The organism is Bizionia argentinensis JUB59 (assembly GCF_000224335.1).
Lineage (GTDB): Bacteria > Bacteroidota > Bacteroidia > Flavobacteriales > Flavobacteriaceae > Algorimicrobium > Algorimicrobium argentinense.
The window spans coordinates 130,364-154,699 of the sequence record NZ_AFXZ01000019.1 but is presented as its reverse complement, the minus strand read 5'-3'; the positions used below and the strand labels follow the sequence as shown (position 1 = coordinate 154,699).

At 34.1% G+C, this 24,336-nt stretch carries 23 protein-coding genes; 5 read left to right on the top strand and 18 right to left on the bottom strand.

All coding sequences use genetic code 11. The annotated features are described in order from the left end of the window. Both BZARG_RS07030 and BZARG_RS07025 read right to left on the bottom strand, forming a co-directional pair. Window positions 1-780 (bottom strand): hypothetical protein (locus tag BZARG_RS07030; protein WP_040288096.1); only part of this gene is annotated, 780 nt, incomplete at its 3' end. 171 nt (window positions 781-951) lie between these two features. Then, window positions 952-2,121: a response regulator gene (locus BZARG_RS07025; protein ID WP_008636696.1), complete on the bottom strand. Its 1,170-nt coding sequence runs from the start codon at window positions 2,119-2,121 to the stop codon at window positions 952-954. A gap of 275 nt (window positions 2,122-2,396) precedes the next feature. Between BZARG_RS07025 and BZARG_RS07020 the strand changes: the two genes are divergently transcribed. Then, window positions 2,397-2,732 (top strand): single-stranded DNA-binding protein, encoded by a 336-nt coding sequence (locus tag BZARG_RS07020; protein ID WP_008636657.1) that lies wholly within the window; start codon window positions 2,397-2,399, stop codon window positions 2,730-2,732. Window positions 2,733-2,778: 46 nt separating this feature from the next. Here the strand turns inward: BZARG_RS07020 and BZARG_RS15855 are convergent, their stop codons facing one another. From BZARG_RS15855 to BZARG_RS06995, 6 genes are all read right to left on the bottom strand, one after another. Continuing rightward, the gene (locus BZARG_RS15855; RefSeq protein WP_008636748.1) at window positions 2,779-2,955 is read right to left on the bottom strand and encodes a hypothetical protein; all 177 of its coding nucleotides are present in this window, start codon (window positions 2,953-2,955) and stop codon (window positions 2,779-2,781) included. 73 nt (window positions 2,956-3,028) lie between these two features. Further along, complete coding sequence (locus tag BZARG_RS07015) at window positions 3,029-3,547, bottom strand: ferritin (RefSeq protein ID WP_008636669.1); 519 nt, start codon at window positions 3,545-3,547, stop codon at window positions 3,029-3,031. Between the two features lie 84 nt (window positions 3,548-3,631). Further along, a complete protein-coding gene (locus BZARG_RS07010) occupies window positions 3,632-3,958 on the bottom strand; it encodes a DMT family transporter (RefSeq protein WP_008636642.1) in 327 nt (108 codons plus the stop codon). A gap of 40 nt (window positions 3,959-3,998) precedes the next feature. Further along, window positions 3,999-4,910 (bottom strand): DMT family transporter, encoded by a 912-nt coding sequence (locus BZARG_RS07005; protein WP_008636758.1) that lies wholly within the window; start codon window positions 4,908-4,910, stop codon window positions 3,999-4,001. Between the two features lie 158 nt (window positions 4,911-5,068). Continuing rightward, window positions 5,069-5,971, bottom strand: a complete 903-nt coding sequence (locus BZARG_RS07000) for a histone deacetylase family protein (protein WP_008636762.1) — start codon at window positions 5,969-5,971, stop codon at window positions 5,069-5,071. A 1-nt stretch (window position 5,972) separates the two neighbouring features. Next, window positions 5,973-8,099: a Tex family protein gene (locus BZARG_RS06995; protein WP_040288115.1), complete on the bottom strand. Its 2,127-nt coding sequence runs from the start codon at window positions 8,097-8,099 to the stop codon at window positions 5,973-5,975. Between the two features lie 104 nt (window positions 8,100-8,203). On the opposite strand from BZARG_RS06995, the gene BZARG_RS06990 reads away from it, so the two are divergent. Then, the gene (locus tag BZARG_RS06990) at window positions 8,204-8,620 is read left to right on the top strand and encodes a nuclear transport factor 2 family protein (RefSeq protein WP_008636685.1); all 417 of its coding nucleotides are present in this window, start codon (window positions 8,204-8,206) and stop codon (window positions 8,618-8,620) included. 26 nt (window positions 8,621-8,646) lie between these two features. Here BZARG_RS06990 and BZARG_RS06985 read toward each other — a convergent pair whose 3' ends face one another. The 6 genes from BZARG_RS06985 to metG all read right to left on the bottom strand — a co-directional run bounded on the left by BZARG_RS06985 (window position 8,647) and on the right by metG (window position 15,365). Further along, a complete protein-coding gene (locus tag BZARG_RS06985) occupies window positions 8,647-9,855 on the bottom strand; it encodes a GAF domain-containing sensor histidine kinase (protein ID WP_008636654.1) in 1,209 nt (402 codons plus the stop codon). A gap of 340 nt (window positions 9,856-10,195) precedes the next feature. Further along, window positions 10,196-10,822, bottom strand: a complete 627-nt coding sequence (locus BZARG_RS06980; protein WP_008636695.1) for a class I SAM-dependent methyltransferase — start codon at window positions 10,820-10,822, stop codon at window positions 10,196-10,198. A gap of 117 nt (window positions 10,823-10,939) precedes the next feature. After that, on the bottom strand, window positions 10,940-11,749 hold the full coding sequence (locus BZARG_RS06975) for a copper resistance protein NlpE N-terminal domain-containing protein (RefSeq protein ID WP_008636766.1): 810 nt from the start codon (window positions 11,747-11,749) through the stop codon (window positions 10,940-10,942). Window positions 11,750-11,767: 18 nt separating this feature from the next. Next, on the bottom strand, window positions 11,768-12,472 hold the full coding sequence (locus BZARG_RS06970; protein WP_008636759.1) for an OmpA family protein: 705 nt from the start codon (window positions 12,470-12,472) through the stop codon (window positions 11,768-11,770). 6 nt (window positions 12,473-12,478) lie between these two features. Beyond that, window positions 12,479-12,949 (bottom strand): lipocalin family protein, encoded by a 471-nt coding sequence (locus tag BZARG_RS06965; protein WP_008636663.1) that lies wholly within the window; start codon window positions 12,947-12,949, stop codon window positions 12,479-12,481. 340 nt (window positions 12,950-13,289) lie between these two features. Beyond that, window positions 13,290-15,365, bottom strand: coding sequence for a methionine--tRNA ligase (gene metG / locus BZARG_RS06960; protein ID WP_008636574.1), 2,076 nt, complete (start codon window positions 15,363-15,365; stop codon window positions 13,290-13,292). Between the two features lie 235 nt (window positions 15,366-15,600). On the opposite strand from metG, the gene BZARG_RS06955 reads away from it, so the two are divergent. Further along, a complete protein-coding gene (locus BZARG_RS06955) occupies window positions 15,601-16,617 on the top strand; it encodes a S66 peptidase family protein (protein WP_123766885.1) in 1,017 nt (338 codons plus the stop codon). A gap of 341 nt (window positions 16,618-16,958) precedes the next feature. Here the strand turns inward: BZARG_RS06955 and BZARG_RS06945 are convergent, their stop codons facing one another. Continuing rightward, complete coding sequence (locus BZARG_RS06945) at window positions 16,959-17,261, bottom strand: zinc ribbon domain-containing protein (RefSeq protein WP_008636646.1); 303 nt, start codon at window positions 17,259-17,261, stop codon at window positions 16,959-16,961. 221 nt (window positions 17,262-17,482) lie between these two features. On the opposite strand from BZARG_RS06945, the gene BZARG_RS06940 reads away from it, so the two are divergent. Next, entirely contained in the window at window positions 17,483-17,842 is a 360-nt protein-coding gene (locus tag BZARG_RS06940; RefSeq protein ID WP_008636681.1) for a YraN family protein, read from the top strand. A 40-nt stretch (window positions 17,843-17,882) separates the two neighbouring features. On the opposite strand, the gene BZARG_RS06935 is transcribed toward BZARG_RS06940, so the two are convergent. Next, window positions 17,883-19,187, bottom strand: coding sequence for a TlpA family protein disulfide reductase (locus BZARG_RS06935; RefSeq protein WP_157998025.1), 1,305 nt, complete (start codon window positions 19,185-19,187; stop codon window positions 17,883-17,885). A 46-nt stretch (window positions 19,188-19,233) separates the two neighbouring features. Next, complete coding sequence (mfd, locus tag BZARG_RS06930) at window positions 19,234-22,590, bottom strand: transcription-repair coupling factor (RefSeq protein ID WP_008636593.1); 3,357 nt, start codon at window positions 22,588-22,590, stop codon at window positions 19,234-19,236. Between the two features lie 214 nt (window positions 22,591-22,804). Between mfd and BZARG_RS06925 the strand changes: the two genes are divergently transcribed. Beyond that, window positions 22,805-23,236, top strand: a complete 432-nt coding sequence (locus BZARG_RS06925; protein WP_008636571.1) for a tellurite resistance TerB family protein — start codon at window positions 22,805-22,807, stop codon at window positions 23,234-23,236. Between the two features lie 50 nt (window positions 23,237-23,286). Here BZARG_RS06925 and fbp read toward each other — a convergent pair whose 3' ends face one another. After that, window positions 23,287-24,294 (bottom strand): class 1 fructose-bisphosphatase, encoded by a 1,008-nt coding sequence (fbp, locus tag BZARG_RS06920; RefSeq protein ID WP_008636570.1) that lies wholly within the window; start codon window positions 24,292-24,294, stop codon window positions 23,287-23,289. Window positions 24,295-24,336: the final 42 nt, after the last annotated feature.

Genomic DNA, 24,336 nt, shown 5'->3' with positions numbered 1-24,336 from the left:
ACTATAAATTTTATGTAATGCTCTTAAAATATTATTTACTGAATCATCCTCTGGAAAATATTTTTCAAAATCTAAATTGGTAGAATTAAAATAATTTTTTATATCAAGATTAATGAATAAGGCATTTTTTTTATTCTTTAATAATTCTTGTGCAACTGAAACTGAATCATCTCTCCAAGATTGGTATTGAGAATAATATGGTTTAAAAAGTGAAGAGTTTTGAATTAAATCAGTTCTTTCCTTATTTAAAAGCAGTCTATTTCCTTTGCACTCGTCTAGTAATTCTGCATCAAATTTATATCCACTTCTTATAATCCACATTATTGAAATAATATGAAATTCTAATGGAGCATTAATAAAAGGAGTGACTTTTTCAATTTCGTAATTTTCTTTACATTTAACATTAGATATGAAATTTTTATCTAATTCATTATCTGTTGATTTTATTTTTTTAGGAAAAAAATCTACTTTTATTTGGCTAAATAAATATTTAAAATATTTGCTTTCTAGATTATTTGAATTTATCTCTTCTAACAGTTTTGCGAATTTTATTTCTAAATTCTGTTCGATAGTATTTTTTTTGGTAGCGAAAATGTTCTTGAAGTCATTCAAATCAGAATAAGGTTCAGATATTCCCCAACTGAATAGATTCGAATCATCTTTTTTAGTGTCAGTTTCGAATTCAATGAGTTTTTCTCGTAGTAGAAGTTCAGTATTATCGTAGTAGACGTAATTCTTTAATTTGTAATATGCAATTTTAACTTCTTCTAATGTGTACATTCAGTTTTTTTTAATTACGCCCAACGTGTTTGTGTATGATTTCGTTGCGTGTTTCAGCACTAAAGTTAGCAAATAAATCACAGATAGAAAGTCCGCGAGGACTTTCGTAAGTAAGCCAGAACTAGCAATGAATTATACACGGTGTTGGCAACTGGCTTTTCTTTTCCAATGTTAGAATATATTAAAATCATTTAGCCTATTGCAAAGTCGAATATGCTTATTTAACAAATCCTCATATGTTACTAAACTAACTTCAGTAAAATTAAAATCGCTTTTTAATTCTTCAATCAGATTTTCATTATATCTTTTTTCTTCAGATGAACCCATCAAAAGTGTGTATTCATATTGATTGTAAACTTTACCTAAATATTTTTTAATGTAATATTCGTTCGCCTCATTTTTGGATTCCATATAATTTTTATAGCGAATTACTTGTTCAAATCCTTTTTTTGCTTTTGACAGAAGTTGGTCTTTGTTTTTCCAAAAAAGTCTTTGAGATTGTCTTTTAACCTCAAAGATTTCGGGAAACCTAATTGCATAATCAAAAGGTTTATTGATAAAATCTGGTTCGTTATATCTTCTGGTGTTATTTATATAAAGATGTTTCTCGTAAAGTAATTTGTTGAAGTTTTCTCCTTTGACAAATGTTGGATTATCTCGCAAAAAATCGTGAAACTCTTTTTCTAGGTATTTTGTTGGTCTTCTTAAAGTTTGTTTCATTTTCTTTTCAAATAGTTCATTTGAATCCACAAGATTATTGTAGTTGAAATCTGTCCAAATATAATTCAGCGAGTTTGATTTTTTATCTACAAACTTTTTTGATAAAACTTTTAGTTTGTAATAAGATGTAAATGATTTGCGATGTATGGAATAACTTGTTTTAGTTTTTGGGTCAAGTCCTATTAGTTCCAAATCATCAGCAAATGAAGTCCTCCATTTTTTAATAGAACTAGTAATATTATGTTTTAAATTAACGTAGTTGTTTGGGAAATTTTCAATTACAGCATCAAATCCATCAGAAATCGTAGCGGATTGATTTTCTCTGTCCTCGATAAGCAAAAAGGGTATAGATTTTAATTGAAAATTACTAGATGAATAATTTTCTAATGAATCTCTAATCCAATTCAGAATGGTTTTAGAATTACTATTCTGAAATTTCCAATCTGATATTATAAAATCGAGATGTTTGTCTTTTTCTATTAAATTGTTGGTCAGAAAATCTTTAGCTTTTGTCAAAGATTTAAAATGATGAAAATCTTTTTCTTCTGTATAAGGTTGAAATAATTTTAATGCTTCTTCTTTTGTGAAATGAGGTCGATTTGAAATAAAAAGAATTGTCATTGATTATTTCAGATGTTTGTTGTTTTTCAGCTTGTTGCCAACTCGTTATATCAACGCCAATATACACTTTTATACAAAGATGTTACGGGATATCGACGCTTTTTAAAATACTACTCAAAGAGATTATAAAATCCGTTAACTATTCGCGTACAAACGACTACAAACATTTACAAACGAATTTAAATAGATAACTACCGGCTAATACTTGGGCGTGGTTGCACCTTTGCCCTGTTGATTTGACCTAATGATAGTCAACGTAATTAATACCTTATCTTATGAATACGTTAAGAAACAAAGTACAGTTAATTGGAAGACTAGGACAAGATCCTGAAATTATTAATTTTGAAGATGGCAATAAGATGGCCAAATTTTCATTAGCTACAGATGATAGCTACAAAGACAAAAAAGGCGAAAAAGTAGAGCGTACATACTGGCACAATATCGTTGTAAAAGGAGGTTTGGTAAAAGTGGTTGAAAACTTCGTAACTAAAGGTCAGGAAATTGCCATAGAGGGCAAATTAACTAACCATTCATGGAACGATAAGGATGGAATTAAACGTTATACCACAGAAGTTTTGTGTAACGAGTTACTCATGTTTGGGAAGCAATAGAAATCCCGAAAATTAAAAAAGCCACGAATAAACTTCGTGGCTTTTTTTATGCAACTTCTTGAAGCAAATCAAAACACGGGCATTTGCCACAGCGTTTCTTTTCGCTTTTCTTATATTTTTCACAGCATTTGCTTTTTACCTTCCTTTCGGCAGTAATATAACCGGCTTCTTGTAAGGATTTTAAAGCTTTTTTCTGTTTCTTCTTTTCTTTTTTCTTGCCCAAAATATGCTAATTTGTAGCTGTTTAGGCAAAATTAATTATTTTTAATGATTCTAAATAGAATTAACTGTTAAATTTAATTCAATCCGTTAGAAGCTGCTGAACTAATGGTTAACTGCTCAATATCACGGTCAAATAAATACAGTCCACCTTTATCGTTTCCAATGAGGTTTATTTTATCTAAAATAGTGCGAGCCATAGCTTCTTCTTCAATTTGCTCGGCAACATACCATTGTAGGAAATTATGCGTGGCATAATCCTTTTCTTGTAAGCTTATATGTACAAGTTCGTTAATACTTTCCGACACATATTTTTCATGCTCATAAAGTTTTTCAAACATTTCTTGAAAGGAGTTAAACGTCCCATTTGGTGCTTTTAATTCCGAAACTTGCGCATGCCCACCACGTTCATTTACAAATTTCACTAGTTTTAACATGTGGTCGCGCTCTTCTTGAGATTGGCTATACATAAAGTTAGCAACACCTTCCAGACCTTTTACTTCAGCCCAACAAGCCATTGCTAAATATATTTGAGACGACTCTGCTTCAATGCGAATTTGTTCGTTTAATGCTTCTTCAATTTTTTTGGATACCATAGTTTATACTTTTATGTAAAGTTACACAATTTATGTGTGGATTATAGTTAGAAAAATCCTAAAAAAGCCCATTTTTATTAGGGTTTAGCTGGCAACAAACTTTAAACCAATGATGGATGCAATTAGTGTAGTAATGAAAAATAGACGCCAAAAATCGGCTGGTTCTTTGAAAATAAAAATACCCACCAAAACAGTTCCTACGGCGCCAATTCCTGTCCAAACAGCATATGCCGTTCCAATCGGTAAATTTTGTGTGGCTTTCACCAAAAGTATCATGCTGATGGTTAAACAAATTAAAAACCCAATAAACCAATAGGTTGCTGTGCTGCCACTAGTTTCTTTAAACTTTCCTAAACAAGCAGCAAAAGCTACTTCAAACAAGCCAGCAATAATGAGTATAATCCAATTCATAAATAACTTTGTATCAAAAAATAGGGAGACTCAAAAGTACTTATTTTTTGTGAAGATTTAAAGCTTGGGCGGAACCAGGTTTACTAAAGAACTTTTTGTGCAACTGCTTTTCATAAAAAGTAATGCGAATACCAAAAAGCAAGACCAAACCGCCTAGTACCATTTGTAGGGTTATAGTTTCATCTAAAAATAACCAGGCTAAAATGGACGCTAAAATACCTTGTGCTAATAAACTAACAGAAACACGAGTGGCACGCATTTTTTTGGTTGCGAAACTAATTAATAACCAAGCTAAAAGCTGACAAATAACTGCTTGCATAACTAATACGAACCAGCCTGTATTAGAGAATCCTGAAAATGGTTCATTAAGCGCATAGCTCAATATACCTAAATATATAGATGATGCGCCAAGGCTAACCGTCATAAAAGTAATGACATTCAAGTGTTTTAAAGCTTCTTTACTAATAAGCATATAGAACGCGTAAAGTACACCAGAAAGTATACCGAAACTAAAAGCCAAATCGAAATCCAAATTTCTAAAAGTCGAAAAACCGACCAGCATCATCATGCCAAAAACAGCTACTAATGTTCCAACCCAGAAATTCGCTTTAGGTTTGTCTTTTAAAAAAAACAAAGCTAAAACGCCCACCCAAACAGGCGATAAGTTGGTTAGTAAAGAGGCTTGTGTTGCTGTAGATTCTTGAATGGCAATATTCCATACGGCTACATCGCTACCAAAAATAATTCCGCATAGAACAGCTAAAAGTCCGATTCTTAAATTTGGAATTTTTATCTGCTTTTTAAATAAGGCATATGGTAATATGAGCACGAACGAAAAGGCCATCCTATAAAATGCCGAAATAACACCAGGTGTTAAGTTTAGCTTAACTAAAACAGGGAATACAGAAATACAAAGAATACCTATGACAAGTGCCCATCTAGCTTTTTTCATAACCTTCAAAATTTGCGATTCAACAAGCTGCAAAAGTAACTACTAACGTCCGTATATACTGGTAGTAAATTAGCTATTTCTTATTAAATATTATCCCTTTTGAGTTTTAAAAGATAAAACAGCTAAATTTTGTATTAAAGTAGATCTATATTTAGTCTTTAAAAGAAAATATGTTGCGCCAATCGGAAGGTATTGGCATGCGCTTCTATAATAATTTTTATATCTGGTGAATAACCGCCACCCATACTACACATAACAGGAATTCCCAAATCTTTGCATGTTTGCAGTACAAAACGATCGCGTTCCTTACAGCCTTCTAGAGTAAGCGCTAATTTCCCCAATTTATCGGTAGCCATAACATCTACTCCGCAGAGATAATATATAAAATCTGGTTTTTCAGATGCTATTAATTTTGGTAGGGTTTCTTTTAAAATACTCAAGTATTCTTGATCATTGGAGTCAGTTTCTAGCGCAATATCTAAATCGCTTTCTTCTTTTTTAAACGGGTAATTACTTTTTCCGTGCATAGAAAATGTAAACACGGAAGGGTCATTCTGAAAAATCTCGGCTGTTCCATTTCCCTGATGCACATCCAAGTCGACAATCAGGATTTTTTCTGCTAGTTGATGCTTCTGAAGATACCGAGCAGCAATGGCTTGATCATTTAATAAACAAAAACCTTCTCCGCGATTGCTATAGGCATGGTGCGTACCGCCGGCAATATTCATAGCAATACCGTTTTCTAGAGCAAATTTGCTTGCCTTTATAGTACCATCGGCAATTATTACTTCACGTTTTATAAGCTCGGCACTTAGCGGGAATCCTATTTTTCTGGCAGCTTTGGCATCTAAAGTTAGGTTTAATAAGTGGTTGTAATATTCAGCTGTATGAACTTGAAGTATATATCGATCATCGGGAATTACCGGTTCGAAAAAATTAGCTTCGCTGCAAGTACCTTCATACAGTAATTGCTTGGGAAGCAACTCATATTTTAGCATGGGAAAGCGATGCTTTTCAGGTAATGGATGTTGGTAAATAGGATGAAAGGCAATTTTTAGCATATTATTTATGTAATTTAAGCTGAATACGTTTTCGCGCTACATCCACTTCCAAAACTTTAACAATAACTTGTTGGTGCAAACTTACGTGCGCATTAACGTCGCTTACAAAACTATCGGATAAATTGGAAACATGTATTAAGCCACTTTCTTTGATACCGACATCCACAAAAGCTCCAAAATTGGTAATGTTGTTAACAATTCCAGGAAGAAGTTGTCCTTCCTCTAAATCAGTTATGGATTTAATATTTTGATTAAATGTAAATACTTTGGCCTGTTCACGAATATCTAATCCAGGTTTTTCCAATTCCTTAATAATATCTTGAAGTGTTGGTAAGCCTACCGAGGCCGTGCAATAACGCTTTAAATCTATTTTTTGAAGTTCGGTAGAATTTCCAATTAATTCTGAAATTGGCTTGCCCAAATCTTTTGCCATCTGTTCTACAATAGCATAACTTTCTGGATGCACTGCCGAATCGTCTAGCGGATTTTTAGCATCTTTAATTCGTAAAAATGCCGCACCTTGTTCAAATGCTTTGTCACCTAGACGCGGCACTTTTTTAATGGCACTTCTGGAGTTGAAAACACCTTTTTCGCTTCTGAAATTCACGATATTTTCGGCAATTTTAGGGCCAATTCCTGAAACGTAACTCAATAAAGATATACTGGCTGTATTAATGTTTACACCAACTGAATTTACACAACTTTCTACCACTGTATCCAATTCACTTTTAAGTTTCGTTTGGTCTACATCGTGCTGGTATTGCCCTACGCCAATAGATTTGGCATCAATTTTAACCAGTTCCGCTAGCGGATCTTGTAAACGCCTTCCTATGGAAACCGAGCCGCGAACCGTTACGTCATAATTTGGAAATTCGTCGCGTGCTATTTTGGATGCCGAGTAAATACTAGCACCAGCTTCGCTCACCACAAATACTTGAAGATCATTTTTAAAGTGAATTTTTCTAATTAATGCCTCTGTTTCTCGGGATGCTGTTCCATTACCAATGGCAATGGCTTCAATTTTATAAGCTTCAGCCAACGAGCCTATTTTTTTCATGGCACCAATAGCATCACTTTTTGGTGGATGGGGATAAATAGTTTCGTTGTGTTTTAAATTTCCTTGGGCATCTAAACACACAATCTTACAACCGGATCTAAAACCTGGATCGATTGCTAAAACACGTTTTTCACCTAATGGCGAACCTAATAACAGTTGTTTTAAGTTTTTAGCAAAAACGTTAATCGCGTCTGCATCGGCTTTTTCTCTAGCATTTTGAAGCGCTTCATTGGATAAGGAAGGGAATAATAAGCGCTTATAAGCATCTTGAATAGCCAATTGAATTTGTTCTGCGCAATCGCCTTGTGAGCGAATAATACGATCTTCAATTTTGTCTAAAGCCCGCTCATTGTCAATGGCAATTTTTACCTTTATAAAACCTTCTTTTTCGGCGCGTAAAATAGCAAGTAATCTGTGTGATGGAATCCGACTTAAAGTTTCTTCCCACTCAAAATAATCGCGAAATTTCTGTGCATTGTCATCATCTTTTTTAGATTTTACCACTTTGGTGGAAATCATGGCAAAGCGTTCTAATTGTTGACGAATATTATTTCGTACATCCGTGCGTTCGTTGACCCATTCGGAAATAATATGACGAGCACCTTCCAAAGCATCTTCAACTGAATTGATATCGCCTTTTATATACCTAGAAGCTACGGATTCAATGTCAGACGTATTTTGACTCATGATAATTTTTGCCAAAGGCTCCAATCCGTTTTTTCGAGCTGTTTCAGCTTTTGTTTTTCTGCTTTTTTTGAAAGGTAAGTAAATGTCTTCCAAAGTTGTTAAATCTTGAGTGGCCTCAATTTTTTTCTGTAATTCAGGTGTTAAAACTTCTTGATCTACTAATGCCTTTAAAATGGTTGTTTTTCTTTTTTCTAACGTTTCAAACTGTTCCTTATATTTTACAATGTCCCCAATTTGAACTTCATCTAAATTGCCAGTTCGTTCTTTTCTATAACGGGAAATAAACGGAATTGTAGAAGCTTCATTTAGTAATTCCACTGTGTTTTTAACAGATGTTTCCGGTAATTGCGTGTTTAAAATTATGTAGTTTAGTAGTGATAACATGGCCTTTTTATTTATTTTGCTAAAATAAGATTTACTAGCCATTTAAGTATCTATATACCATGAAACATCTAATCAAATTATCTTTCATTTTTATCTTATCTATTATGAGCTGTCAAAAAGAAGAACCTAATAATGATGCCGAGGCATTTAAAAAAGTAGAACAAGTTGTACAAGGTGTTTTTGATAATGTTTGGGCTGCAAAAAATGCCGAAGCCATATCAAAATATCATACGGATGATTTTATAATTTTAGAACATGGCGAAGTTTGGACTAATGAAACCATTTCCAATTGGTGTAAAGAAGCAAAATTAAGAGATGAGGGCACGAAACGTATTAATACTTTCGACTTTTTTAAAGCTAAAAAAGAAGGAAATCGTGTTTGGATGGCCTATCATAATTATGCAACCTTTAAGAAAGATACTATTTTAGGAAAAATGCAATGGTTGGAAAGCATTGTGGCCGTTAAGCAAGACTCGATTTGGAAACTAGAAATGATGCACTCCACCCGAATCCCGAAATAACATAAACAAAGAATAGGGCGCAACACTTAATTTTTTTGTAAAGAGAACACAAAATTAGCGCCTTCGTTTACTTTAGAAACTACCGAAATTTCGCCACCTAAAGTTTCAACTAAACTCTTAACTGTTGCCAATCCTATTCCTGTACCATGAAAGCCATCATTATCTATATTAGAGGTGGTTGAAAAAGGTTCAAAAATACTATTTTCTTCCTCTAAAGGAATACCTGGACCGTTGTCTTTAACGCTGATTATAAGTTGTGATTCCTTTTCTGTAACCTGAATATGGATTTTAACTATATCCTTATTTCCATATTTAATACTGTTTGTAATTAAATTACTGAAAACTTGAGTTAAAGCAGTTTTGTTAATCAATACATTCAAGTTCGGATCTACATCGGTAGTAATTTGAATATTATTTCCTGTAACCATAGCTTCCTTAATATCCGTTAAAAATGATTTTAAATGTATAGGTTCCTTGTCCTTTACGAAAGCATTTTTATCGATACTGTAATTGAGAATTCCATCTATGAGATGTGTGGATTGCTGGACAGAAGTATGGATATATTTAACTATTTGAACAGCTTCTGGCTCCATAGTATTAGAGAAATCCTCAATAAGCATATTGGATAACGCCAAAACATTGTTCATAGGCGCTTTTATGTCATGCGCTGCAATGCTTACAAAGTTGTCTAGTATTTTATTTTTAGCATTAAGTTCTAGGTTGTTTTGATGTAAAATCATCGTGTTTTTCCGTAACTCCAAAAGATTCATTATTTGATTGGAAAGAAATTCAAGTGCATTTTTCTGCTCCGTGGATAACACTTTAGATTCGACATCGAATACACATAATGTCCCTAAAGGATAGCCGTCAGGAGATACTAATGGCATGCCTGCATAAAATACTACGTTTGGGTCTCCAGTTACGAATGGATTATTTTTAAATCGTTCATCTTGACGCGCATCATTTACAATAAGCATCTCGCCTTTTTTGTTAATAGCGTGAGCGCAAAAAGCAAATTCTCTTGGCGTTTCTGTAATGTCCATACCGTGATTAGATTTAAACCACTGTCGGTCATTATCAATAAGAGATACTAAAGACATTGGTGTATTGCAAATCATGGAAGCTAAAGCGGTAATTTCGTCGTATTCTTTTTCTGGCAGGGTGTCCAGAACATCATAAGATTTTAGCGCGTTCAGCCTGTTAGTTTCGTTTTTGAGTATTTCTGGGGATATCATAATTGTATTTAACCTTTAAGTGTCGTTTGACTAATGCAATAATATACGGATTATCAACTAATTTTTATATGATAAAAGTCATGACAACTAGGGGACAAGGATAGACGTACAAAACGAGCAAACCTTACTTACATTGTTCAAAATAATTAATGAATGGGTTTTGACTATTTAAAAATAAAACGATTGATACAATAGTCTATTCCCTGACTTCTTGGCGAACTTGAAATGAGGGAGCAGAACAAATATTTTTTTAGCAATTATTATAACACTAGTTTTTTATCAAGCAAGATAAAATAAAATCGGTTTCAGATTGATGTTTTAAAAGGGATCAGTTTTTAAATTATTTCCTTTTAAACAACGTGTAAATGTATGGTCGTTCGCCACCAAAAGGATTTATAAACGTATGGTTAAAACTGGAAACAAGATCGAATTCCAATCCTAATTTTTCTTGAAGCATTGATTTGTTATAACGCTGTACATCGAGTCCGCAACATTTTTCGGCACCATCAGTCGCAAAAACAGCAATAAGCACAAAGCCATTTTTAGTCACAGTTTTCTTAATTAAATTAAAATAGGCTAGTTGTTCGTCTTCTTTTAAAAAGAAATGTAATACGGCGCGATCTATCCATAAATCCACAGGTTCTAATTGATCTATTTCTTGTGGATTTGTTAAATCATCCACCACAATATTCAAATCATAATTATGTGAATTCTTTACGCGATTTTGAAGTTTTTCTAAAGCCAACTCACTTAAATCGTTAGCGATAATATTTGTGAAACCAGCATCTAAAAGCGTATCTATAAGTGTTGTAGTTCCGGCGCCAACATTAAGAATTTTGGCATCTTTAGAAAGCTGTGTTTTCAACACCAACTTCATAGTCTCTTTAGGATTTTCTTCAAACCAACCTAATTGCTCATCTTCTTTGTTATAGGCGGTATTCCAATGTGATTTTAGTGGCGTAGACATAATGTAAAGTATTAAAATGTGATATAAATAACATTCAATTATCAGTGCTGTAAATTACTAAAAAAACCTCGCAGTTTATAGTCTGCGAGGTTTTTCCTTTATAGTAATTCAATGGACTTATTCTACAGCTTCAAAAACTGCTAAAGGCGCCATTTTTGCCTTGTTAAGTGTCATTGTGTTTCCTTGTAGGGAGAAATTGTCAGTTGTATTAAGCACTTCCATAAACTGCTTTTCAACAGTCATATCAGGACAAGCCATCATGGTAACAGCTACTTTATCTAATGATATTTGACTGCCGTTTTCAACAGCATATTTACCTGAAAATGTATTACAACCTGCATGTCCAAATACTTTACTCTCTTCCGTTGAGAAAGATATAAAAGCTTCAGAATCATTGATTTCTTTACCCATTAATTGTACTAATTTCCACTTGGTATCAGTAAAAGCGATATGCTTATTGGAGTTCATTTTTTGTTTTTTCAAAATGTATAAATCGGCCAGTTCACCAGTTACAAGGTTACCCGATTTGTCCAATTGTATCAATTGATTTTCACCAACTTTATATTGAGTTTCAGTATCATCTGATAAAATTATGTTTAAACCATCATCTGACCACTTGTAGTAGCCCTTGCTACCCACACTGTTTTCTTCTTTGCCTAAATACTCCATAACGGCATCATACGTTAAATCTTCATTTAAACGAATGGTTGTTTTAATACCTTCACAATCCGCACAAGGTAGAGTTCCCACATAGGTTCCTTTCCAATCTAGTGAGGTTTGGCTTGTATGTATATCTAATTTCAATTCAGTATCGGTCTTTTCAACATCCAAAGGATCTGAATCTGTGTTTTCTTTTTTATTCGCGTTTTCACAACTTACTGAAAAAATAAGTGCTAAAACAGCTAATACTAATAAGTGTTTTTTCATAATGAAAAGGTTCTATTTTTAGTTACCTGATTGTTGTTTTGCATTTTGAACCATCTCTTCGTTTGGAACAATAGCAATATTTACACGTCTGTTTTTGGCACGACCTGCATCGGTTGAGTTGTCAGCAACTGGCTGCTCTTCGCCAAACCAATGTGTTGTTAAACGCGATGAACTAATACCTCTAGAATTTCTTAAGTAATTGGTAACAGCTTCAGCTCTATTTTTTGATAAAGTCATATTATAAGTATCTCTACCATTACTATCTGTGTGTCCAACAATTAAAAGATTAGTATCTGGGTACTCTTTAAATACGTTAGCTAGTTTATCTAAATTTTGCTGTGACGTTGCGTTGATGTTATATTTTTCTGTTGCAAAATGAACACCACTATTTTCATCAAAAGTAACTACAATACCTTCATCTACTCGTTCAACGGTTGCGCCAGGAACTTCTTCTTCAATTCTTTGGGCTTGTTTGTCCATTTGGTTCCCAATAATAACACCGGCTCCTCCACCAACAACGCCACCAATTACGGCACCTAATTCAGAGTTTTTACCACCAACATTGTTTCCTATTATGGCACCTAGAATGGCTCCACTGGCAACGCCAATAGCGGCTCCTTTTTGTCTGTTGTTAGAGTTTTCTATTGCTTTACAGTTTGTAAAACTAATTGCCAAAATACAGGCAAATGCTATAATGCTAATTTTATTAATTGCTTTTTTCATTTTATATTATTGTTTTGTAAAGTTCATGAATATTGTAAAAGGACTACCGTCTAAAGTTACGGTCTGACGCCACTGCATGGTCGTTTCTGTTATACCTGCTAATTTTAAGCGATAACCTTGGTTGTATTCAGATTTGCCTTTAGCACTAGTGGGCTTTATTAGAAAATCATATAAACCAGTAGCTTGATCAATTTCATCTATTTGAAATTTGAAATTTCGTGGCCCTGTAGCGCAATTACTGTTAGTAATTTCATAGGTTCCTGAACTATTATTAGGAATAAACTCCCAAGTACTGCCTTCAAAACAGTCGGTAGAAGCGTCATTAAACAAATCGACTTTAAAAGAGCCTGTTTTGCTATAATTAAAGGAGTTTAAAGTCCAGCTTCCTTTTAAATCTTTTCTGGAGTCTCGGACAACTTTAGAGGTGCCGCATGACAGCATACTCAAGGTTAATAATAATACTATTAAATTTCTCATAAGTGTTAAGTTTTAATTAGTCAAAATTACATCATATTAATCTGATATATTAATTCAAACGAATAAAAACCGAATGCTATTGCTAGAACTCGGTTATAATATATACGAAAAAAATGTTGATTTGGATGTTATATTGTGGTTTTCTCCAGCTTAAAGACTTTAGTGGTTATATAACGCGTATCCCTTTGTGTATAGTGATAAAAACCTAAAAGTAAGTGCTGCTAAACTCATTTTTGAAACGTCATAATATTAGAGTAAAATAATAGCTGCTTGGCTAAATATATTTCGAACTCAAAAAAATAAAAACGATCAGGATAATTTTCACATAGGTAGCACTGGATTACGAAATTTGCTTTCCATTTGCTACCGAAGCATCATCAGGATTAACAAACACTAATTTTCCTTCTGGTGTTTCCGTCATTAAAATCATGCCTTCACTTTCTACACCGCGTAATGCTCTTGGTGCTAAATTAACCAATACTGTTACTTTTTTGCCAATAATTTCTTCAGGTTTAAAGCTTTCAGCAATTCCGGAAACAATGATTCTTGTATCAATTCCTGTATCTACTTTTAAAACTAAAAGCTTTTTGGTTTTAGGCATTTTTTCAGCTTCTAAAATTGTTCCGACACGTAAATCAAGTTTAGTGAAATCTTCAAAAGTTATGATTTCCTTTTGGGGTTCTACAGTTGCTTCTGGTGCATTCTCTGCCGCATTAGCTTTTTTGCTAGCTTCCAATTTGTCTAATTGAAGTTGAATAGTTTCGTCTTCAACTTTAGAAAATAACAATTCGCCTTTACCAATTTGATGTCCCGCTGGTAATAAAATATCTTTTTGACTAATATCATCCCACGAGTTATTAATAGTATTTGGACTGGCACTTAAAATGTTTTTTAATTTAGTTGAGGTAAATGGTAGAAATGGTTTGCTTAAAGTGGCTAGAGCCGATGCAATTTGCAATGCCACAAACATGATAGTTTTAGTACGGACTTCATCGGTTTTTATCAGTTTCCAAGGCTCTTCGTCTGCCAAATATTTATTTCCTAATCGTGCTAGATTCATCAATTCTTGTGATGCTTCACGAAATCTATAGCGTTCTATAGAGCTTGAAATAACTGCTGGATATGCTTTTATTGACGCTAATGTTTCTTCGTCTACTTTTGAAAATTCTGATGGTTCTGGAATAAAGCCATCATAATATTTATTGGTTAAGACCACCACACGGTTAATAAAGTTTCCAAATATGGCAACCAACTCATTATTGTTCCTAGCTTGAAAATCCTTCCAAGTAAAATCGTTATCTTTAGTTTCAGGAGCGTTTGCTGTTAGCGCATAACGCAACACATCTTGTTGGTTTGGAAAATCTTCCAAATACTCTGGCAACCAAACCGCCCAGTTTTTAGAGGTTGACAGTTTCTGCCCTTCCAAGTTTAAAAATTCGTTGGCCGGAACATTATCTGGTAAAATATAAGAACCTTCGGCTTTTAGCATGCTTGGGAAAATAATACAGTGAAACACAATATTATCTTTTCCTATAAAGTGTACCAGTTTGGTATCCTCACTTTTCCAATATGGTTCCCAATCTTTACCTACGCGTTCAGCCCATTCTTTAGTCGAAGAAATATAGCCAATTGGCGCGTCAAACCAAACGTAAAGTACTTTTCCCTCGGCACCTTCGACAGGAACGGGAATTCCCCAATCTAAATCTCTTGTAACGGCGCGTGGTCGTAAACCGTCATCGATCCACGATTTCACTTGACCGTAAACATTCGGTTTCCAATCTTTTTTATGACCTTTTAAAATCCATTCTTTTAAGAAGGCTTCATGCTTATCTAAAGGTAAAAACCAGTGTTTGGTTTCTTTTAAAGTCGGAACATTTCCTGTCAATGCTGATTTCGGATTAATTAAATCTGTAGCATTCAAACTGCTTCCACAACGTTCACATTGATCGCCGTAAGCTTCTTCATTATTGCATTTAGGGCAGGTTCCCGTAACAAAACGATCTGCTAAAAATTGATTCGCTTCTTCGTCATATAATTGTTCGGTAACTTCTTCAATAAATTCGCCTTTATCATTCAGTTTTTTAAAAAATTCTTGAGCGGTATCATGATGAATTTTTGCCGTTGTTCGCGAATAGTTATCAAAGGTAATTCCGAAGTCTTCAAACGATTTTTTAATAATTGCGTGATATTTATCGACAATATCTTGAGGTGTAACGCCTTCTTTTTTCGCTTTAATGGTAATAGGAACACCATGTTCATCACTACCGCAAATAAACGCGACATCTTTATTATTTAAACGTAAATAACGCGCGTAAATATCAGCAGGTACGTAAACACCAGCCAAGTGGCCAATGTGAATAGGGCCGTTTGTGTATGGTAAAGCGGCGGTGATGGTATATCGTTTTGGTTGATTCATATCTTTATATTATGTCATGCCGAGCGCAGTTGGAACATCTTTTTTAAAGATTAGCTATGCTCAATCTTCAATTTATTCACTTTGTTCAGAATGAAATGGAATTCTATTTAAAGGTGACAAAAGTACGCATTTTACGAACGATTGAGAAACACGTAATTATAAATTTTTTAGATATAGTTTTTATAGAAAATGTTTAAAATTTAAGAACGTCTGAAAAAATATGTATTTTTACGGTATGTCAAAAATCTCATTAATATTAGTGCTGTGTTTTTCCGTTTTGTTCCTTGGAACAGATACTGCGCCACAGGAAGAAATAGCCAAACAAAAAACCCAAAAATTGATACAACCACCATATTTAAAAGCGGGTGATACGGTTGCTATTGTAGCCCCCTCAGGAATTTTAAAAAACCGTCAGGCTGAAGTCCAACGGGCTGTAAAATTATTGAAAAGTTGGGGTTTACACGCCATCGTTGGAAAACATGTTTTTAGTCAGGGTAATCATTTTGCAGGAACCGATGCTGAGCGTTGTGAAGATTTTCAAAGCGCTATGGATAATCCTAGTGTGAGTGCTATTTGGGCCGCTCGGGGTGGTTATGGTACGGTGCGTATTTTAGATAAATTGGATTATACGCAGATTAAAAAAGATCCGAAATGGCTAATCGGTTATAGTGATATTACGGCCTTACATAATGATTTCCATAATGAAGGTTTGGAAACCATGCACGCCATGATGTGTACCAGTTTAACAGCGGATAATAAAGGTTTGGAGGAAACGATAGCCACCTTTAAAAAAGCAATTTTCGGAGAGCCGCTTTCATATGCCCTAAAAGGATCTAGTTATAATAAAATAGGTGCCATAAATGCGCCAATAGTTGGTGGTAATTTAACAATACTTCATACCATGTTGGGTTCAAAAAGTAGTGTGGATACAGCTGGAAAAATACTTTTTATTGAAGAGATAGGCGAGTATAAGTACCATGTGGATCGTATGCTTCAGAGTTTAAAGCGTGCTGGGTATTTCGATAATTGTGCTGGAGTTTTGGTTGGCGATATGTCCAAAATGAGAAGAAATACAACTAGTTGGGGAAGTTCTACCGAACAATTAATTTTAGATGCTTTGGCTGAATATGATTTTCCAATCGCTTTTAATATGCCTGCAGGTCATGAAGATGATAATCGCGCCATGATTTTCGGAGAAGACGTAGAATTGGTTGTTGGTAAAGATCAGTCGACTTTAAAATTTTCAAAATAAACGTTTCTGCAAACTAAAAAACAACATAGTGCCTAAAAAATATAAGCCTACATCAATAATGTCCGCGGTGTAACGTGTGTTGATTTGGGGCATAAGCCACTCAAAATATACTGCGAAATAAGTGGTTAGTGCTAAAACGACTATGAGCGGAACGTAAAGATTTTCTGTTTTTTTAATGCGGCGTAAAATGGCTAAACTTAAGCTTAAAACAATGGGCATGCATAAAAAATCATTCACATAAAAGTAGATCCAATTGGGAAGTGGTAATTGCAATCTTTGAGCAATATAAATTATACTGGCTACTAAAACACTACTATAAAAAACGGGGTGTTTTAAAATTATCATGCCACGATTGATGAAACAAGCCAGGCAATAAACATACCGATAGCCATAAAAGCCATCCAAATAGAATGCATCACTTTTACAAATACACGTACGATTAAAAACTTATGATTTTTATATTTTTGATACAGTGAAGGCGATTTTTCTTTTCTTATACGCTCGCGTTCCTTGCGATTTTTTTCCTCTTCAGCATAGGCTAATTCGCGTCTTTTTATATGTGATAAAAGCGTTCCACAGTTTGTGCAATATTCGGCATTCGTGTTATAGATACCACAGTTTGGACATTTAATTTGACTTGCCATTGCGCTAATTTTAAAATAAGTACAAAGATACGACTAATTGTAAGATTTATAAAGATTAGAGGTTGGTGTAAATCTGTTTTGAAAGAATGAAATTATCAATTGTGTAAAATGATATGAGAATTAGAATGAAATCAATTATTTATGAATCTAATTCATTACATTGCAAGCGATTAGAGTGGGTTAAGCGTAATATTAAATAGATCTATGCTTTCGCAGGAATTATGGCAGAACACAACGAACTTGGCGAATTAGGCGAGCAATTAGCGGCTGAATACCTACAAGCAAAAGGTTATATTATTCTGGAGCGTAATTACTACTTTCAGAAAGCTGAAGTAGATATTATTGCCGAATATAAAAATGAGCTAATTTGCGTGGAAGTAAAAACACGTAACTCCAACTTTTTCGGCGATCCCCAAGAATTTGTAACTGCCGGAAAAGTAAAACTACTCGTTAAAGCAATGGATGCTTATATTATTGAAAATGATATTGATTTAAGCTGTCGGTTTGACATTGTAGCTGTTTTAAAAAATAAAAAAATAGAAACTATCACACATTATGAGAATGCGTTTTATCATTTTTAAAACTATTTTAAAATCGTTACATTACAGTTTTAAGAGGTGTTTATTTCTTAAAAATCTCATATAAATCTTCCGCTTCTCCTGGTTTTGCAATGATGGTTTTATCAGCGTCTAAAACAAAAAAAGTGGGTGTTACTGAAATGCCATATTCTTTAACTGCTTGACTGTTCCAACCTCTTAAATCATAAGTCTGCGTGAAACCTTTGTAATTTTTAGTAGCTTCTTCCCAGCTACTTATGTCACTCTCTAAACCGTATGCTAAAACAGTAACTTCTGGATGACGATCCATAATTGTTTTCACTTTTGGTAGTTCTTTTAAACAATGGCTGCATGTGCTACTCCAAAAAATAAGGACGGTTTGTTTATTCGTATTGAAGTTGTAAAGACTTGTTTTTACAATCTTGTCATTTTTTAAATACGTGAAATCGAAGTTTATCGCTTTTTTGCCAATCGCTGTTTTATTATAATTCTCTATAATTTTCACTAAATACGTATTGTTATAAGTTTTAGCTAACGGTAATAAATAGGTGTCACTAATATAAATGGCAACTTCTGGAAGCTTATTTGTTATCATGCTTTCCCAGAGTTTTTGGAGTATAGACAGTTGCGTTTTGTCGTGATTGGCAGTTGCTTTTATTACTTCATCAATTGCTTGTTTATAATAGTGGGTTTCTGCTGGCATTACAAAAACATAGGCAATGATACGATCATTTATAAAATCGGAGTTTTGTAATAAAGGATTGCCAAACTCCATATAATCAAAAAAGTGTTTCTTTAAATTTAAAGAATAGGTTTTTATATCTTCATAGGCCTCTGGGATATAAGTTCTGTTTGACTTTACAAAGGGCGCTATCAACTTGCCTGAAGTCATTTTTTCAAAATTATTTTGGGCTGCTCTTAAGGTTTCAAAAACGGCTTTTATTTCAGACTTATCCGTTTTTCCTTTTGAATAATAATTACTTATTAAGCTGTTTAGTTTTGAAATACTATCGGTATAAGTTTCCCAAATCTTATTTTCTTCTGAAGCCGTAAAACTTAAGCCCGTATCTAAATCGAAAACAAGCAATATATCTTCTTTGCCATTATAAAACACATTAAAATTATTTGCTTCTACAGGCACAGCATAAACAATTTTATAGATACCTTTTTCTGCATCTGCATCTAATGAGATACTCCAAGTACCATCGGTCTTTGTTTTAACTTGCTTAACGAAATTTGTACTCGTTGGTGTTACATGATATAAAAGCGCAAAATTGAATGATTCCGCAGGAGTAAATGTGCCTTGAATGCTATTTTGCGACACCATTGTGAATGGCAATAAAAGAATTAAAAGGACTAATTTCTTCATAATAACGCGTTTTGTATATAACACCAAGAGGTGTGCCGTAATGGGTTTAATCGACATTTAGAATTGGTTTTAAGGCCTTCAATGCTTTGTCAACCGTTTTAATATTTTCGAAAGTTAATAATAAGCGTAAACCATTACGGGTTTGTTTTTCTTTCATTTTACAAGCTTGCGGATGGGATTGAACAAATTGTAAAACACGTGTAAAATTCGGACTTTGATAAAAGCCACTCTTTTGGTCGGTAATAAAATAACCAATCAATTTACCTTGCTTCATAACCACTTTTTCGAGGCCCATTTTAGTGGCTACCCATTTAATACGAACACTATTTAATAAATCGACAACTTGTGTTGGGAACTCTCCAAAACGATCGCGGATTTCACTTTCTAATTTTACGAGTTCGGCTTCTGTTTTTACCTCGTTTAGTTTGGTGTATAAATTTAAACGTTCGGCAATATTGTTTACATAATCATCTGGGAATAGTAATTCGAAGTCACTATCAATAGTAATATCTTTTACGTATTCTTTTTCCTTGCCATCATCTTCATATAAATCTGCGAATTCTGTTTGTTTCAACTCATCAATGGCTTCATTTAGAATTTTTTGATAGGTATCAAAACCAATATCATTAATAAAACCACTTTGCTCGCCTCCTAATAAATCGCCAGCACCACGGATTTCTAAATCTTTCATCGCTATATTAAAACCGCTGCCCAACTCACTAAATTGTTCTAAAGCTGTAATTCGTTTCCTAGCATCTTCAGTCATAGCGGAGTACTCCGGCGTAATGAAATAACAGAATGCTTTTTTGTTGCTTCGTCCAACACGACCACGCATTTGGTGTAAATCACTTAGTCCGAAATTATTCGCATTGTTAATAAAAATGGTGTTGGCATTTGGTACATCCAACCCGCTTTCTACAATAGTTGTACTCACCAAAACATCAAACTCACCATTTATAAAAGCTAACATGAGTTGCTCGAGTTTTTTACCTTCCATTTGCCCGTGACCAATACCAATTTTGGCGTCAGGAACAAGGCGTTGAATTAATCCAGCGACTTCTTTAATGTTTTCAATACGGTTATGTATAAAGAATACCTGCCCACCGCGTTGAATTTCATAAGTTACGGCATCACGAATTGTTTCTTCGCTGAAACGAACTACATGACTTTCTATAGGGTATCTGTTTGGCGGCGGTGTCGTGATGACAGATAAATCTCGCGCTGCCATTAAACTAAATTGTAAGGTTCGTGGAATAGGTGTGGCCGTTAAAGTTAGCACATCTACATTGTCTTTTAAAGTCTTTAATTTTTCTTTTACGGCGACTCCAAATTTTTGTTCCTCATCGACAATCAGTAAGCCTAAATCCTTAAATTTTACATTTTTATTAACGAGCTGATGTGTGCCTATAATAATGTCTACGGAGCCAGCTTCTAAGTTAGCTAATGTTTCACGTTTTTCTTTAGCCGTTCTAAAACGGTTGAGGTAATCTACTGTAACGGGAAATTCTTTTAATCGCTCTCTAAAAGTTCTAGAATGTTGATAAGCCAAAATAGTAGTGGGCACTAAAATAGCCACTTGTTTACCATTATCTACAGCTTTAAAAGCTGCTCGAATAGCGACTTCTGTTTTCCCAAAACCTACATCGCCACAAACTAGGCGGTCCATAGGACGTTCGCTTTCCATATCTGCTTTTACATCAGCGGTTGCGGTGCTTTGATCTGGTGTGTCCTCATAAATAAAGGAAGCTTCAAGCTCATGTTGCATATGGCTATCAGGATGATACTGATAACCTCTTTCTAGTTTTCGCTTGGCATAAACCTGAATCAAATTAAAGGCAATTTCCTTAACACGCGATTTAGTTTTTGCTTTAAGCGTTTTCCATGCTTTACTACCTAATTTATAAACTTTAGGTGGCTTGCCATCTTTACCATTAAATTTGGTGATTTTATGAAGAGAATGAATACTTAAATACAGAATATCCCGTTCGCCATAAATCAATTTTATCGCTTCTTGTTTTTTGCCCTCAACATCTATTTTTTGAAGTCCACCAAATTTTCCAATACCGTGATCAATATGCGTTACATAATCGCCAATGTCTAAATTGGTCAGTTCTTTTAAAGTAATCGCCTGCTTTTTAGCATAACCATTCTTTAAATGAAATTTATGATAGCGCTCAAATATTTGGTGGTCGGTATAACAGGTTATTTTATTATCATGATCTACAAAACCTTGATATAAGGTGAGTACAATAGTTTTATAATGAACGGTCTCTTCAGCGTCATCAAAAATATCATGAAAACGTTTGGCTTGTTGCTCGCTTACGCAGGCAATATAATTGGTGTAACCGCGGTCGTGATGCAGGTTTAAATCTTCAATTAATAAATTGAATTGTTTATTAAAAGACGGTTGAGGCGTGGTGTTGAAACTTATTGTTTGCTCTGCTTTTTCACTATTAATAAAAACCGCTTTGCTACCAAACTCTACAATATTAAAATCTAATAATTGCTTTTTTAATAATGTGGCATTGCAGAATAACTCCTCTGGTTGAGCGTGTTTAAGCTCGGAGGTTAGATTTTTAAAAGCATCTTCTGCTTTGGTATAAAAATCGTCAATTCTATCAAATACCAACTGGGTGTTTTTAGTGAAAATCACCGTTTTCTGCGCGATATATTTTAAGAAGCTTTGACGACTTTCATCTAAAAATTTATTAGCAACATTAGGGATAATACTAATTTTTTTGATCTGATCGATCGATAGTTGGGTTTCTACATCAAAAGTTCGGATACTATCTACATCGTCACCAAAAAACTCAATTCTGTAAGGCTCATCATTTGAAAAAGAAAAGACATCTACAATTCCACCACGAACTGAAAACTCACCAGGTTCTGTAACAAAATCAACACGTTTAAATTTATACTCAAAAAGTACTTCATTTACAAAGTCGATAGATAAATTATCATTAATCGCAATTTTTAGCGTGTTTTTTTCCAGCTCTCTCCGCGTGACTACTTTTTCAAAAAGCGCATCCGGATAGGTGATAATAATTGCGGGTTTTTTTCGCGAGTTAATTCGGTTTAAAACTTCCGATCGCAATAATACATTTGCATTATCTGTTTCTTCAATTTGGTAAGGTCTTCTGTAACTGCCTGGGTAAAAGAGGACGTCTTTATCGTTTAGCAGGGCTTCCAGATCGTTGAGGTAAAAGGCAGCTTCTTCTTTATCGTTAAAAACAAGTAAAAATGGTTTGTCTGCTTTTTTAAAAGCTTCACTAATAACTAATGAAAAGGCAGAACCGACAAGACCTTTTAAGTGCGTTCGGTTTTCGGTTTGGGCAATGGCAACTTGCAGATTTTGCATTTGCAAAGCCTGTGCGTATTTTTGCGCGAGGATAGATTTACTCAAAAAGAATATATTTTGTGCAAAGATACTAATTACAGGTTTATACTTGTAATTTTAAAATTAGGTTAAATTAAATTTAACAATGGATTTACACTTTTAATTTTTTATATAATAGGTATTAAAAACTGCTTTCAAAAAAGAAAATTTTATATTTTTAAAGGCGGTAACTTTATTTATATTTGCAGACCCGAAACATCGGGATTAAAAACAAAAAGATATGTCATTTTCAGATTTATTTGATAGCGGATTTAAAAAACGCAACGAAGATCATTTTGCATCCATTGTTAGAGTAGCTATGGATGATGGTATTATTAGCGAGGAAGAGAAATCGTTTTTAGACCGATTAGCGAGAAACTTGGATATTAGCGAAGGCGATTATCAGATAATTTTAAAAGATTACCAATCGCATCCTATTAATCCACCATCTTCTTATGATAAGCGTTTAGAGCGTTTGTATGATTTGGCGCGTATGGTTTCTGTGGATCATATTAAAGGTGATCACGAGGAAATAGTTATGCGTAAAATAGCAGTAGGTCTAGGGTTTTCATCTGACAACGTAAAATACGTAGTTGATAAAGCTTTAGTTCTTGTAAGTAATGGCGTTGATTTAGATACGTTTACTGAAGAAATGAGAAATATGAATCGTTAAGATTCTCGATTTAAAATATATAAAAGCCACTTTTAAAAAAGTGGCTTTTTTTATTTCTTTAAGCGCATAAATTCTTCTGCTTTTTCTACCATATTTTTACTGCCACAAATAAACGGTACACGTTGGTGTAGTTCGGTTGGCTCAATATCTAAAATACGTGTAAAACCATCGCTAGCTTTGCCATGCGCTTGTTCTGCTATAAGTGCCATCGGGTTACATTCATATAGTAAACGTAGTTTCCCGTTGGAAGTTTTAGAGCTTTTTGGGTATAAATAAATTCCGCCTTTTATCATGTTTCTATGAAAGTCGGACACTAAAGAACCAATGTATCTCGACGTATATGGACGATCTCCTTCTTCCATTTGGCAATACTTAATATAATCTTTCATGCCTTGCGGAAAGTGGATATAATTCCCTTCATTTACTGAATATATTTTACCGTCTTCAGGAAACGTCATGTTTGGGTGCGATAAGTAGAAGGTGCCAATTGCAGGGTTTAAAGTGAAACCATTTACCCCATGACCTGTTGTGTAAACTAACATGGTAGAGGTCCCGTAAACAACATATCCGGCAGCTACTTGTTGGCTTCCTTTTTGTAGAAAATCTTCCAATTGAACTGGCGTTCCAACGGGTGTTACACGCCTGTAAACCGAAAAAATAGTTCCTACAGAAACATTTACATCAATATTAGATGAACCATCCAACGGGTCGATTAAAACCACATATTTATTATTGTTATTTTCGTCCTGACTGTTAATGCTGATGAAATCGTCTTCTTCTTCACTGGCAATTCCACAAACAATATTTCTATTGGTTAACGTCTGGATGAATTTTTCATTGGCATACACATCTAATTTTTGTTGTTCTTCACCTTGGATGTTTGTGTCCCCAAAGGCTCCGAGAATATCAACCAAACCGGCTTTGTTAACTTCGTGGTTAACCACTTTTGCAGCCAATCGGATGGAGTTAATTAGTCGGGATAACTCGCCAGACGTGTATTTGAAAGAGGATTGATTCTCAATTATAAATTCGCCGAGCGTTTGATTTTTTCTAGACATGTAAGCGTATGTATGGTTTCTGCAAATATCGTATTTTTTAGC